The sequence below is a fragment of the Kitasatospora sp. NPDC043949 genome (assembly GCF_056435365.1).
In genome coordinates this window covers 52,015-65,109 of the sequence record NZ_JBWKEQ010000001.1, presented here as the reverse complement: position 1 = coordinate 65,109, position 13,095 = coordinate 52,015, and the positions used below count along the sequence as shown (strand labels likewise).

Here is a 13,095-nt window from a genome sequence, read left to right as displayed (position 1 = left end):
GATGACGAGTTCCACAGCCACTGAAACCTGATCTACTTTAGCGACCGGCGGCAGCGCCGTCGCCAACGCAGAGACAGCAGCAGCACAGGAATAGCAGCTAGAGATGAGGGCCCGAGGATGACCGCGCAGCCGCTGCGGATTGCCCTGCTGTCGTACCGCGGGGACCCCTTCTGCGGCGGTCAGGGCGTGTACGTGCGCCACCTCTCCCGTGAGCTGGCCAGGCTCGGCCACCACGTGGACGTGATCGGTGCCCAGCCGTACCCGGTGCTGGACGAGGTCGACGGCCCCGGTTCGGTGCGCCTGGTCGAGCTGCCCAGCCTGGACCTCTACCGCGCCGAGGACCCGTTCCGCACGCCCGCCCGCGGCGAGTTCCGCAGCCCGGTGGACGTGCTGGAGTTCGCCACCATGCGCACCGGCGGCTTCCCCGAGCCGTTGACCTTCTCGCTGCGCGCCCGCCAGTACCTGGCCCGGCACAAGGGCCGCTACGACGTGGTGCACGACAACCAGACGCTCGGCTACGGCCTGCTCGGCCTGGCCCGGCACGGTTTCCCGCTGGTCACCACGATCCATCACCCGATCACCGTGGACCGGCAGTTGGAGCTGGACGCGGCCACCACCCGGGTCAAGCGGCTGTCGCTGCGCCGCTGGTACGCCTTCACCCGGATGCAGCGCCGGGTCGCCGCCCGGCTGGACCACGTGATCACCGTCTCCGGCACCTCGCAGCGCGAGATCGCCGAGCACCTGGGCGCCGCGCCGGGCGCGATCTCGGTGGTGCCGATCGGCGCCGACACCCGGCTCTGGTCGCCCTCCGAGGAGATCGCCCGCGTCCCCGGACGGATCGTCACCACCTCCAGCGCGGACGTCCCGCTCAAGGGTCTGGTGTTCCTGGTCGAGGCGCTGGCGAAGGTGCGCACCGAGCGCCCCGCGCACCTGGTGGTGGTCGGCAAGCCGCAGAAGGAGGACGGCCCGGTGGCGGAGGCGGTGCGCCGCTTCGGGCTGGCGGACCACATCGAGTTCCGCAGCGGTCTGACCGACCAGGAGCTGGTCGACCTCTACCGCTCGGCCGAGGCGGCCTGCGTGCCGTCGCTGTACGAGGGCTTCTCGCTGCCCGCCGCCGAGGCGATGGCCACCGGCACCCCGCTGGTCGCCACCACCGGCGGCGCGATCCCCGAGGTGGCCGGGCCGGACGGGGAGACCTGCCTGGCCGTGCCGCCGGGGGAGCCGGACCGGCTGGCGGCGGCGCTCGGCCGGCTGCTGGACGACCCGCGGCTGCGCGCCCGGCTCGGCGCGGCCGGCCGGGAGCGGGTGCTGGCCCGGTTCACCTGGGCGCGGGCCGCCGAGCTGACCGCCGACGCCTACCGGGCGGCGATCGCCACCGGCGCCGGCGCCCGGGCCCGCTCCGGGCCGGGCTGGCGGTACGTGCCCTGAGTCGCTCCGGCCGCCCTGCGCGGCGCCCGCCCGGCGGCCCCGGCCGCCCGGTGCGGAGCGGTAGCGGATCGAACTGACGCGGCGTCAAGTCCGCTTGGTAGCAAAAGGAATGGGAGCCCTGCAGTGCTGACCGTCGATTTCTCGCGCTTCCCGCTCGCCCCCGGCGACCGGGTGCTCGACCTGGGCTGCGGCGGGGGCCGGCACGCGTTCGAGTGCTACCGCCGCGGCGCCAACGTGATCGCCCTCGACCAGAACGCCGAGGAGATCGCCGAGGTCCAGAAGTGGTTCGCCGCGATGGAGCAGGCCGGCGAGGCCCCGGAGGGCGCGTCGGCGGTCGCGATGGAGGGCAACGCGCTGGCGCTGCCGTTCGAGGACGACTACTTCGACAAGATCATCATCTCCGAGGTGATGGAGCACATACCGGACGACAAGGGCGTGCTCAACGAGATGTTCCGGGTGCTCAAGCCGGGCGGGCTGCTCGCCGTCACCGTGCCGCGCTGGCTGCCCGAGAAGATCTGCTGGACGCTGTCCGACGAGTACCACGAGGTCGAGGGCGGCCACATCCGGATCTACCGGGGCGACGAACTGCTCGGCAAGCTCAAGGACGCCGGCCTGGAGCCCTACGGCACCCACCACGCGCACGCGCTGCACTCGCCGTACTGGTGGATCAAGTGCGCGGTCGGCGTGAACAACGACAAGGCGCTGCCGGTCAAGGCCTACCACCAGCTGCTGGTCTGGGACATCGTCGGCACCCCGGTGATCAGCACCCTCACCAAGGCCGCCGAACGGGCGCTCAACCCGGTCATCGGCAAGAGCTTCGTCGCCTACGCGTCCAAGCCGCGGCGGACCGAGCCCGGGCGCGTGGACGCATGACCGCCGCCGTCCCCGAGGCACTGCTGCTCGACGGGGTGCTCGACGCCGAGCAGGCCGCCGGCACCGTCCGCAGCATCCTGGCCGAACAGCTTCCCGACGGCGCCATACCCTGGTTCGCCGGCCACCACCTCGACCCGTGGGACCACACCGAGGCCGCCATGGCCCTCGACACCGCCGGCGAGCACGCCGCCGCCGAGGCCGCCTACCGCTGGCTCGCCGCCACCCAGAACCCGGACGGCTCCTGGTACGCCGCCTACACCGACGGCGCCGTCACCGACCGGGCCAAGGAGACCAACTTCTGCGCCTACGTGGCCGTCGGCGTCTGGCACCACCACCTCAGCGCCGGCGACGACGCCTTCCTGGAGTGGATCTGGCCCGTCGTCCGGCGCGCCCTGGACTTCATCGTCGGCCAGCGGCTGCCCGGCGGCCCGATCGCCTGGCGCCTCGACGAGGACGGCACCGCCACCGACGAGGCGCTGCTCACCGGCTCGTCCAGCATGCTGCACGCGCTGCGCTGCGGGCTGGCCATCGCCGAGTACCTGGAGGAGCCGCAGCCCGACTGGGAGCTCGCCGCCGGCCGGCTGGGGCACGCCATCACCCACCACCCCGAGCGGTTCCTCGACAAGGGCCGCTACTCGATGGACTGGTACTACCCGGTGCTCGGCACCGGACTGCGCGGCGACGCGGCGCTGGAACGGATCGACCGGGACTGGGACCGCTTCGTCGTCCCCGGCCTCGGCGTGCGCTGCGTCAGCGACCGCCCGTGGGTGACCGGCGGCGAGAGCGCCGAACTCGCCCTCGCGCTCTGGGCGATCGGCCGCTCCGACCGCGCCGTGGAGATCCTGCGCTGGATCCAGAAGCACCTGCGGCACGAGGACGGCTCCTACTGGACCGGGTACGTCTTCGAGGACGACGCCGTCTGGCCGGAGGAGCGCACCACCTGGACGGCCGGCGCGCTGCTGCTCGCGGTCGCCGCGCTCGGTGGCGACCCGGCGACGGTCGCGGTCTTCGGCGGGGAGCAGTTGCCCGCCGGGTTGGTGGTCCAGGACTGCTGCTGAGGCCCGTAGCCGTGGCCGATGCCGGTGCGAACGGCTGAGGCCCGCACGACGGCTGAGGCCCGTACGACGGTTGAGGCTCGTACGGGCAACGCGAAGGGGTGGGACCGGAGAGATCCGGTCCCACCCCTTCGTCGTACCGGCGGGGGCGTCAGCCGCGCTGGATGCCCGAGGTGTCGGCCAGCAGACCGACGGTGCCGTCCTGCAACTGCGCGACCAGCGCGCTGCCGCGCTGCTCGACCGCCAGGTACCAGGTGCCGGGCACCAGCTCGCCGACGGGGGCGCCCGCCGGGTTGTCCTTCGACGCCAGCGAGCGCGGGGCCGGGACGGCGAACCAGAACGGTGCGAAGTCGGCCGCCGGGGCGGCCGGGGTCGGCTGCGGCTGCGCGGCCGGGACCGGCTGCGGGGCGGCGGCCGTGTCCTGCGGCTGGCCGGCCTGCACCGGCTGCGGCTGGCCGGCCGCCGGGTAGCCGTAGCCACCGGGCTGGGCGCCGTACGCCGGGGCCTGGTTCGGGTCCTGGCCCGGGGCCGGGTAGCCGTACTGGCCGGGCTGCACCGGCTGGCCCGGGGCCGGGTAGCCGCCCTGGTAGGGGACGGCCGCCGGACGGTCGGCGACCAGCGGGGCCTTCAGCGCGGGCACCAGCGGCGCGGCCGCGGCCGCACCGGCCAGCACGATCAGCGCGATGAGGCCGAGCCAGGCGCCGAAGCCGTGCCCGAAGCTGCCGCCGGACGGGCCGCCGCCCAGCGACCACAGCGCCGTCCACAGCGCGACGACGGCGAAGGCGATGCCCCACTGGTCCAGCCGCAGGCCGAGCACCTGGCGCCCGGCCGCGGCCTCGCCCTGGAAGCGGTGCAGCAGGATCAGCACCGCGGCGGCGATGCCGAGCAGGTAGATCGACGGCAGGATGGGGAACAGCTGGGTGCTCCACGCGTTCTGCGATGTGTCGCCGCAGTACCGGCCGGTGCAGTCCACCGTCCAGTAGGGCAGGAAGGAGGCGATGAAGAGCAGGACGGCCGCGCCGGCGACGGCGGCGTCTCCCCTGGTGAGAGCGCGCAGATTCACTAACGTTCCCCTCGTTGACGTGTCGTGGACGGCGGTTCGTGCGGTCGGGCTGACCGGCCGAAACTCCCGAACGGACCAGAAGCCTAGGCCCAACCGCACCGCCGGTGCACGGCGGGACCGGGAATGGGGCGAAGTCGTTGCCAAAGGCGCGACCCGGGCGGCGCGCACGCCGTCGGCCGCCCCGGCCCAACTTCCTTACCGGGTGGTCAGATACGCCGTCAGCGCGTCGGCGATCCCCTGGGCCGCCCGCTGCCGCCACTGAGGATCCGTCATCCGTTTGGCGTCCACCGGGTTGCGCATGTTACCGCACTCGATGAACACCTTCGGCACCGTGGACAGGTTCAGGCCCCCCAGGTCGGAGCGGGTGTCCAGGCCGTCGCTCGCGGTGTAGTCCGCGTACGGCTCGCCCGTCGCGGCGCGGAAGCGCTCGCGCAGCAGCAGGCCGAGCCGGCGCGACGGCTCGACGATCGCCGAGTTGTCCGTCTTCCCGGCCGCCACCTTCGCCGGGAGGATCACGTGGAACCCGCTGCCGCCCGCCGGACCGCCGTCCCCGTGCACCGACAGGGCCACGTCGGCGTGCGCGTCGGCGCCGGCCCGGGCGCGCTCGTCGATGCAGGGGCCCCACGGACGGTCGCCGTCCTGCGCCAGCACCACCGTCGCGCCGCGGGCGGCCAGGATGGCGCGGGCCCGGTGGGAGACGTCCAGGGTGTACTCGGCCTCGGTGTAGCCGGAGTTGGTCTCGGTGCCGGTGGTGTCGCACTGCTTGCGGGAGTTGCCGATGTCGACCAGGCGGTTGATCTCGGCGGTGTGCGCGGAGTTGCCGGGGTTGTGGCCGGGGTCGAGCAGGATGGTGCGGCCGGTGAGCGCGGTGGGGGAGACCGGGGCGTCCGACGGGGCGGGTGTGTTCGACGGGGCGGGCGTCGTCGGGGTGGTCGGGGGCACCGGGGTCGTCGGCGTCTGGGCCGGGGTTCCCGGTGCGGTGGTTCCCAGTGCGGTGGTTCCCGGGGTGGTGGTGCCCGGTGTGGCGGTTCCGGCCGGGGAGGTGGCCGGCGCGGCGGTGCCGCCCACCGCCGCGGAGTGGCCGAGGGACTGCCAGCCCAGCCAGCCCGCCAGGCAGAGCGGAACGGCCGCGCCCACCGCCGTGGTGGCGCGCAGCAGGGTGGAACGGCGGGGCGGTCGGGAGTTCGGGCCGGTCACGGGTGGATCAGATCCTGTCCTGGGTGCGCGGGGTGAGGCCGTACGTGTCGGCGATCGGCTTCCACTTGCCCGCGAAGTCCTTCTTCGCCTGGGTGGCCTGCGGGTTGAGCTCGTCGGCCCGCTTCTTGTCGGCGGTGTTCGGGGCCGAGCCCGAGCAGCCCTGGCCGGCGACCGCCCGCGCCCAGCTCGCGTACGCCCGGTCGATGTCGGCCGACAGCTGCCAGGCGGACTTCAGCGACGCCATCGCGTCCGCGCCGCCCGGCACGTCGGAGGCGCTCAGCTTGGCGAGCTTGCGCAGCAGTTCGTCGCGCTGCTTGGCGCCGTTGTCGAACACCTGCGCCGCGCTCTCGATGTCGGCCTTCGCCGGGCAGCTGCTCACCTTGGCGACCGCGCTGCCGATCGGGGCCTTCGCGCTCTCGCCCTCGGTGAGCAGGCCGTCCAGGGCCTGTGCCTGCGTCTTGGCGTTGGCGCCGGCACCGCTCGCGGTCGGGGACGGCGCCGCGGCGGACGAGGCCGGGTCGGTGGCGCCGTTCGGCGCGGCGTCCGTACCGGTGGGCGCCGGGCCCGTCGGCGGGTTCCCGGTGGACGTCGCGGAGGCGGACGGCGGGGCGGGCGAGGCCTGGTCCTTCTTGTCGCCGCTGTTCTGGGCGGCCACCAGCAGGCCGCCGCCGACCGCCACCACCAGGAGCAGCGCGAAGCCGATCAGCAGCGGTGCCTTCCGGTTGTTCGGGCGGTCCCCGTCGTCCGGGTCCTCGTAGTCGGCGGGGTAACCGGAGGGGTAGTCGGCGGGGTAGTCGGGCTGTCCCTGGTACGGGACGTACGGGGGCTGCTGCGGGCCGGCGGGCGGCTGCGGCGGGTACACGTAGCCGGGGCCGGGGGCCTCGCCGGACACGTAGCCGGGCCCCGGGGTCTGCGCGGACGCGTGGGAGGGGAACGGCGCCGGCGGCGGCACGGACGGCGGCTTCGGGGCGGCCAGGTACGGGCGGGCACCCAGCGGCGGGCCCTGGTCCCCGACGGCGCCGGTGGCGGGCGGCAGCGCGGCCCCGTCCTGCGGTGCGGCCCCGGGGCGCGGTGCGGCGGGCTGGGCGGGGGCGGGCTGCGCCGGGGTGGGCTCGGCGGGTCGCTGCGGGCCGCGCACCCAGCCGCCCGCGCCGCCGCGCGCGGTGGGGTCCCAGACTGCCGGAGCGGTGTTGTGCTGGTCCGTCATGTGCCGCTAGCCCCCACCGTCCGCCGATGCTCTGCCTGGTGCTGCGCGGACACCGTACCGTTCGAACCTCCGCCCGACAGCTCCGGCACGACGTTAGAGCATCCGTGCAGGACTGTGGGGCCGCTCGGCGGATCGGGCGGCGGCTCGGCCGGCGGATCGGGCGGTGGGCGGCGGGTGGTGAGCGGCTAGCGCTAGCTCGCGGCGGTCCGGCGCAGGACGCGCAGCGAGCCCGTCACCGAGACCTCCTCGAAGCCCTCGGCCAGCGCCCGCAGGTACACCCGGTACGGGGCCTGGCCGCCGTCCGCCGGGTCCGGGAACACGTCGTGCACCACCAGCAGCCCGTCCGGCGCCAGGTGCGGGGCCCAGCCCTCGTAGTCGCCGGTCGCGTGCTCGTCGGTGTGCCCGCCGTCGATGAACACCAGGGCCAGCGGCCGGCCCCACAGCGCCGCGATCCGCGGCGAGCGGCCCACCAGCGCCACCACGTACTCCTCCAGCCCGGCGGCGTGCAGCGTCCGGCGGAACCGCGGCAGGGTGTCCATCAGCCCCACCTCCGGGTCCACCAGCGTCGGGTCGTGGTACTCCCAGCCGGGCTGCTGCTCCTCCGAGCCGCGGTGGTGGTCCACCGTCAGCGCGGTCGTCCCGGTCTCCCGGGCGGCCGCCGCCAGCAGGACCGCCGAGCGACCGCAGTAGGTGCCGATCTCCAGCACCGGCAGCCCGGTGCGCCGCGCCGCCGTCACCGCCGCCGCGTACAGCGCCAGCCCCTCGTCCACCGGCATGAATCCGGTGGCCGCCTCGAACGCCGCCAGCACCTCGGCCGCCGGGCGGACACTCTCCAGCAGGTCGGACATGACGGTGCTCCTCGGGCTCGGGACGTGCGCGAACGCGTTCGCCCCGGACCCTACTCGACGGTAGAGGGGCGGACCACAGCGGCCCTGGAACGTGTTCTAGTCGGGTCGGGTCGCCCGTGTCAGAATCGGGCCCGACCGTGGAGAACCGAGCACACGAGGCACACCGGGAGCAGCCCCATGCGCGCAGCCGTCCTGCACAAGACCGGCCAGGAGACCCTTGACGTCCGGGAGGACGTGACGGCCGTCGGCTTCGGGCCGGGCGCCGTACGGGTCCGGATGCGCGCTGCCAGCCTCTGCCACTCCGACCTCTCGGCGATGAGCGGCGTCCTGCCGCAGCCCGCGCCGTTCGTCCCCGGGCACGAGGGTGCCGGGGAGGTCGTGGAGGTCGGTGAGGGCGTGGCCGGCCTCGCCCCCGGCGACCGCGTGGTGCTCTGCTGGATGGCGCCCTGCGGCCGCTGCGCGCACTGCGAGCGGGGCCGCGGCCACCTGTGCATCGCCAGCCTGCGGCGGCTCGGCGCGCCCGGCTTCCGCTTCGAGGACGGCGGCGCGGCGGTCGAGGCCTCCGGGTTCTACGGCACCGGGGCGTTCGCCGAGGAGGTCGTGGTCGCTGCGGACGCCGTCATCAAGGTGCCCGCCGACCTGCCGTACGAGGCCGCCGCGCTGATCGGCTGCGGGGTGACCACGGGCGTCGGCGCCGCCGTCAACACCGCCCGGGTCGAACCCGGCGCCTCCGTCGCGGTGATCGGCGCGGGCGGGGTCGGGGTCGCCACCGTGCAGGGTGCCCGGGTCTGCGGCGCCGCCCGGATCACCGTCGTCGACCCGGTCGTCTCGCGCCGCGAGCGGGCACTGGCGTTCGGCGCGACCGAGGCGATCGCCCCCGAGGACCTCAGGGCGACGGCGAAGGGCCTGCCCGGCGGCGGCTTCGACTACGTCTTCGAGGCCGTCGGCCGGTCCGCCACCGTCCGGGCCGGCTACGACGCGGCCCGGCGCGGCGGCGCGGTCGTGGTGATCGGCGCCGGCGCGCAGGACGACCTCGCGCAGTTCACCATGGGCGAGCTGTTCTTCAACGAGAAGCGCCTGCTGCCCTCGCTCTACGGCGGGGCGCAGGTGGCCCGCACCATCGCCCTGGTCGTCGACCTGTGGCGGGCCGGGCGGATCGACCTCGACGGCATGATCAGCCACCGCGTCGACCTGTCGGACGTCAACGAGGCGATCGCCCAGATGCGCAGCGGCGAGGCGCTGCGCACGGTCGTGACGCTGGGGCGCTGAGCCGCGGGCCCTGCCCGAACGCGACGAGGGCCCGCCGGGGGGTGCTCCCCCTGACGGGCCCTTCCGGTGCGGGTGTGCTCAGCCCCGGTCCGCCGCGGCGCGGTGCCGGCCGTGCGGGTCGGCCTCGGGCTTGTCGTCGGCGGCGGAACGGCCCCGGTGCCGGCCGTGCGACGAGGTGTACCCGGCGGTGCTCTCGTCGGCGTCGGTCCCGTTGGCCGCGGGTCCGGTGGAGGCGGTGAGGGTGTCGGACATCAGAAATCGTCTTTTCCGTGCGGAGGGTGCAGGTCATCGGCGCCCGGCCGGCGCTTGGCGGCGCGCGGTCGGGTCCCCGATCGGGCGCTCGGTACGCGCCACAGCCGGTGATCGCGGCCCGTGCCCCGGCCACCATAACGGCCGGAACGGACGAGATCCTATCGAGATCATGACGCGCGACCCGCCGTCGAACCCAGCCAGTGACCGACCAACTCGCGGTACAGCGGGGACAGCACCTGAAGATCGCCGTGCCGGGCGAGCACCCCCCGCCCGCCGTCCAGCAGCAGCACCCGGTCCGCGCGCAGGGCCGAACTGATCCGGTGCGCGACCACGACGAGAGTCCCTGGCCGGGCGGCGAACGCCCGCTCGACCCGCTCCTCCGCATGCGGGTCCAGATGGCAGGTCGCCTCGTCCAGCACCACGACCGGCGCCGGCGACAGATACGTCCGCACCAGCGCGAGCAACTGCCGCTCCCCGCCCGACAGCACGCCCGGATCGCGCAGGACGGCCTCCGGGCCGCCCAGCCGCGCGACCACCTGATCGGCCCCCAGTACGCGGACGGCACGGGCGAGTTGCTCCTCCGTGGCCTCCGGGGAGAGCCAGGTCAGATTGGACCGCACCGGCCCCGGGAACACGTACGCCTCCTGCGGCACCAACGCCACCAGTCGCGCCCGCGCGGCCCCCGCCAGCCCGTCCGGCCGCACCCCGCCCACCGACACGGCCCCGCCCGTCGGCGTCAGCACCCCGGCCAGCAGGGCCGCCAGCGTCGACTTCCCCGCCCCGCTCACTCCCACCACGGCCACGTGCTCCCCGGGCGCGAACCCGAACTCCAGCCCCTCCAGCACCGGCGCCCCGGCCCCGCCGTGCCCGTACCTCAACCCGCTGACCCGTACCTCCGGCTCCTGCCCCGCGGCTCTCCCCGGCAGCGCGCTGGGGGCGGTGTCCGCCGGCGGGTCGATCGTGGTGGCCGCCAGGCGGTCCAGGACGACGGCGAGGTTGAGCAGCCAGCCGCCGACCGTACCCGCCAACGTCCGCACCGCCGGGTCGAGTTGCTGCAGCAGATAGGTCGCGACGCCGAGCAGTTCGCCGGGGGTCAGGGCCTCGCGGGCGAGCAGCCACGGCGCGGCGGCGAGGACGGCCAGGGCGGGCAGCCGGCCGCCGAGGGCCACGACCAGCGCGCGCAGGGCCGAGGCCCGACCCAGGGCGCGGGAGGCAGCGGCGCTCGCCCGGGCGGCCCCGGTCAGTGCCTCGGCGACCTGCTCCCGGGTGCCCGTGGCCTGCACGTCGCGCAACCCGTGCAGCGCCCGCCCCGCCTCGGCGGCCAGCCGCTCCTCGGCGAGCACGACCGCGTGCCGCCGCGCCACCAGCGGGCGCAGCAGACGGGCGAAGAGGAACCCGGCGGCGAGCAGCGGCAGCAGGACCAGCGGCAGGACGACGGGCGCCAGCAGCGCCAGACCGGCCAGGGCGGCGACCAGGGTGACCCCGACGCCGCGCAGGGTGCGCAGCAGGGTGGCGGTCAACTGCCTTGCGGACTCGACCTGTTCGGTGAGCCGGGCGACCTCGGCCGGATCCGCCGACGGCCGGGCGAGCGCGCTGTGGACCACCCGCTCGACCAGGGCGTCCCGCAGCGGCTCCACCACCCCCGCCAGGTGCGGGAACCCGGCCCGCGCCGCGTACGCCCGGACGGCCATCGAGGCGCCGAACCCGGCCAGCCAGGCCACCCCGGCCCCCGGCCGCCCGGCCAGGAACCCCTGGTCGACGGCGGCCGAGACGAGCAGCCCGGACAGCAGCGGCGGCAGCGCCTCCACCCCGGACCACCCGAGCAGCCGGAGCAGCGGCCCGCGCGTGACGGCCAGTTGCCGGAACAGCAGCACCCACCCGGGGGAGGCGGACGCCGGAAGTCGACGACGCCGACTTCCGGTGCCGGGCGGTCGGCCCGCGCCGGGCCGGTGCGGGGCTCCGGCTGTTGCGGGCCGTCGGCGATGCCGACTCCTCGTGCCGGGCGCCGGGGCGGGCGGTTGCGTGGGAAGTCGAGAGGGCCGACTTCCCGCGCCGCCGTCGGGCGGGGTGCGGTGGCGGGCCATCAGACGGCGGCCGTCTGGAGGGCGGTGTCCGACAGGGCGGCGCGGTAGTCGGGGTCGGCGAGGAGGGTGGCGTGCGGGGCGAGGGCGCGCAGGCGGCCGGCGTCGAGCCAGGCGACGAGGTCGGCGCGGGCGGCGACGCCGGCGCGGTGGGCGACCACCAGCCGGGTGCGACCGAGGGTGGCGCGGTCGAGGGCCTCGGTGACCAGGTGCTCGGTGGCGAGGTCCAGACCCGAGGTGGCGTCGTCGAGGACGACGACCCGGGCGGGCTGGGCCAGGAGCCGGGCCAGGCCGAGGCGTTGCAGTTCGCCGCCGGAGAGCCGGAGTTCGTCGAGCGGGGTGTCCCAGCCCCGGGGCAGCCGCTGGAGGAAGCCGTCCGCGCGGGCGGCCGCCGCCTCGGCGGGGCCGGCGCCGGCCAGCGCGTCGCGGACCGTACGGCCGATCAGGGCGGGCCGGGCGAAGGCGTAGCCGACCGCGTGCCGCAGTTCGGACGGGGCCAGCGCGTCCACCGGGACGCCGTCGATCAGTACGGCGCCCTCGTCGGGGTCGCGCAGCCGCCCGGGCAGCGCGGCCAGCAGGGACTTGCCGGAGCCGGAGCGTCCCACCAGCGCGACCGTGCGGCCGCCGGGGATCGTCAGGTCGAGCGGGCCGAGCAGCACCTGGTCGCCGTCGCGCACCACCACGCCGCGCAGGACGACCTCCCCGTAGCCGCCGGCGGGGAGGGCCGCCCGGCCGGGTTCGGCCGGGCGGACGGCCAGCAGTTCGTCGGCCCGGGCCTGCCCGGCGCGGGCGTGCGCCACCGCGACCAGCGCCTCGACCTGCTCGAAGAGCCCGGCGCCGAGGGCCGCCCAGCCGGCCGCGGCGGCGAGCGCCCCGGGAGCCAGGGTGCCGCCCGCGAGGAGCGCCCCGGCGGTGGCGAGCACCGCGACCTCGACCACCGCGATCAGCAGGGTGGCCTGCCAGGCGGTGCGCCGCTGCGCCGCCCAGAGCGCGAGCCCGGCGGCGGACAGGTCCGGTAGCGGCGCCAACACCCGTGCCGCCTCACGCTGTTCGGCGCCGGCGGCGTGGATGCTGCGCAGTCCGGTGAGGGCGCCGCCGAGCCGGGCAGCAAGGTCGGCCTGGACCTCCTGGTAGCGGGCGAACACCGGCCCGGCCTCGCGCAGGAAGAGCCGGATCAGCACCACGCCGGGGACGACGCCCGCGAAGAAGGCGAGCGCCAGCCACGGTGACAGCAGCCCGAGCCCGACGATCGCGCCCGCCGAGGTGAGCAGCGCCGTGGCCGCGCCGAGGACGGCGGGCAGCCGGCCGCCCGCGTCGCCGGCCGAGCCCAGCAGGCGGGCGGCGAGGTCGCCGGGCGGTGGTCCGTGGCGGAGCCGGCCGCCGGGTCCGAGGGCGAGCAGGTGGCGGACGAGGCGCCCGCGCAGGGCGGCGGTGGCCTCGGCGGAGCAGGCCGGGGCGGCCGCGGCGGCGGTGGCGTCGGCCGCGGCGGCCACGCCCAGGACGAGGGCGAGCCGCACGAAGGCGCCGGACTCGGGCCGGTGGCCGAGGGCGGCGTCGACGGCCGCGGCGAGGGCGGCGGGCAGGGCGAGCGTGGTGGCGGCCCCGACCGGCAGGGCGATGCCGAGTGCGAGGGTCCAGCCGGTGGGGCGGCGGGGCAAGTCGGAGCTCCCGTCGGAACGTCGGGTCGGGGGTCGGGCATGTGCGGGGAAACGGACGGTGCCGGGCCCCCCCCTTCCCCGCAGCAGGGGGCGGACCCCCCCCTCCCCCCCCCTCCCCCCCTTTTGTTGGGACCAAACACAGGCGAGGGAGGACAGGATACCCC

General features: G+C 76.0%; 11 protein-coding genes. 4 read left to right on the top strand and 7 right to left on the bottom strand.

Features of this window, described 5'->3' with window-relative positions; translation table 11 throughout:
* Window positions 1-117: 117 nt before the first annotated feature.
* The 3 genes from AC07AL_RS00255 (at window position 118) to AC07AL_RS00245 (ending at window position 3,359) form a co-directional block, all read left to right on the top strand.
* Complete coding sequence (locus AC07AL_RS00255; protein WP_478316166.1) at window positions 118-1,428, top strand: glycosyltransferase family 4 protein; 1,311 nt, start codon at window positions 118-120, stop codon at window positions 1,426-1,428.
* 123 nt (window positions 1,429-1,551) lie between these two features.
* Complete coding sequence (locus AC07AL_RS00250) at window positions 1,552-2,301, top strand: class I SAM-dependent methyltransferase (RefSeq protein ID WP_363372252.1); 750 nt, start codon at window positions 1,552-1,554, stop codon at window positions 2,299-2,301.
* Complete coding sequence (locus AC07AL_RS00245; protein ID WP_350885009.1) at window positions 2,298-3,359, top strand: prenyltransferase/squalene oxidase repeat-containing protein; 1,062 nt, start codon at window positions 2,298-2,300, stop codon at window positions 3,357-3,359. Before AC07AL_RS00250 ends, AC07AL_RS00245 begins: the two co-directional genes overlap by 4 nt.
* Before the next feature lie 148 nt (window positions 3,360-3,507).
* On the opposite strand, the gene AC07AL_RS00240 is transcribed toward AC07AL_RS00245, so the two are convergent.
* The 4 genes from AC07AL_RS00240 to AC07AL_RS00225 form a co-directional block, all read right to left on the bottom strand.
* Entirely contained in the window at window positions 3,508-4,419 is a 912-nt protein-coding gene (locus tag AC07AL_RS00240) for a hypothetical protein (protein ID WP_363628577.1), read from the bottom strand.
* A gap of 195 nt (window positions 4,420-4,614) precedes the next feature.
* Window positions 4,615-5,616, bottom strand: a complete 1,002-nt coding sequence (locus tag AC07AL_RS00235) for an N-acetylmuramoyl-L-alanine amidase (RefSeq protein WP_478316163.1) — start codon at window positions 5,614-5,616, stop codon at window positions 4,615-4,617.
* A gap of 7 nt (window positions 5,617-5,623) precedes the next feature.
* Window positions 5,624-6,823 (bottom strand): hypothetical protein, encoded by a 1,200-nt coding sequence (locus tag AC07AL_RS00230; RefSeq protein WP_363580817.1) that lies wholly within the window; start codon window positions 6,821-6,823, stop codon window positions 5,624-5,626.
* Window positions 6,824-7,014: 191 nt separating this feature from the next.
* Window positions 7,015-7,671, bottom strand: a complete 657-nt coding sequence (locus AC07AL_RS00225) for a class I SAM-dependent methyltransferase (RefSeq protein ID WP_363628572.1) — start codon at window positions 7,669-7,671, stop codon at window positions 7,015-7,017.
* 177 nt (window positions 7,672-7,848) lie between these two features.
* Here AC07AL_RS00225 and AC07AL_RS00220 point away from each other — a divergent pair, with 177 nt between their 5' ends.
* Window positions 7,849-8,940: an alcohol dehydrogenase catalytic domain-containing protein gene (locus AC07AL_RS00220; RefSeq protein WP_363628570.1), complete on the top strand. Its 1,092-nt coding sequence runs from the start codon at window positions 7,849-7,851 to the stop codon at window positions 8,938-8,940.
* A gap of 78 nt (window positions 8,941-9,018) precedes the next feature.
* On the opposite strand, the gene AC07AL_RS00215 is transcribed toward AC07AL_RS00220, so the two are convergent.
* The 3 genes from AC07AL_RS00215 to AC07AL_RS00205 all read right to left on the bottom strand — a co-directional run bounded on the left by AC07AL_RS00215 (window position 9,019) and on the right by AC07AL_RS00205 (window position 12,931).
* Entirely contained in the window at window positions 9,019-9,192 is a 174-nt protein-coding gene (locus tag AC07AL_RS00215) for a hypothetical protein (RefSeq protein WP_363580823.1), read from the bottom strand.
* Window positions 9,193-9,359: 167 nt separating this feature from the next.
* Entirely contained in the window at window positions 9,360-11,066 is a 1,707-nt protein-coding gene (locus tag AC07AL_RS00210; RefSeq protein WP_400805546.1) for an ATP-binding cassette domain-containing protein, read from the bottom strand.
* A 209-nt stretch (window positions 11,067-11,275) separates the two neighbouring features.
* Entirely contained in the window at window positions 11,276-12,931 is a 1,656-nt protein-coding gene (locus AC07AL_RS00205) for an ATP-binding cassette domain-containing protein (protein WP_478316160.1), read from the bottom strand.
* Window positions 12,932-13,095: the final 164 nt, after the last annotated feature.

Excerpts from the sequence above, each read along its gene's own strand:
- AC07AL_RS00255 (WP_478316166.1), top strand. The coding sequence starts at position 118 with ATGACCGCGCAGCCGCTGCGGATTGCCCTGCTGTCGTACCGCGGGGAC.
- AC07AL_RS00245 (WP_350885009.1), top strand. The coding sequence starts at position 2,298 with ATGACCGCCGCCGTCCCCGAGGCACTGCTGCTCGACGGGGTGCTCGAC.
- AC07AL_RS00230 (WP_363580817.1), bottom strand. The coding sequence starts at position 6,823 with ATGACGGACCAGCACAACACCGCTCCGGCAGTCTGGGACCCCACCGCG.
- AC07AL_RS00225 (WP_363628572.1), bottom strand. The coding sequence starts at position 7,671 with ATGTCCGACCTGCTGGAGAGTGTCCGCCCGGCGGCCGAGGTGCTGGCG.
- AC07AL_RS00220 (WP_363628570.1), top strand. The coding sequence starts at position 7,849 with ATGCGCGCAGCCGTCCTGCACAAGACCGGCCAGGAGACCCTTGACGTC.
- AC07AL_RS00215 (WP_363580823.1), bottom strand. The coding sequence starts at position 9,192 with ATGTCCGACACCCTCACCGCCTCCACCGGACCCGCGGCCAACGGGACC.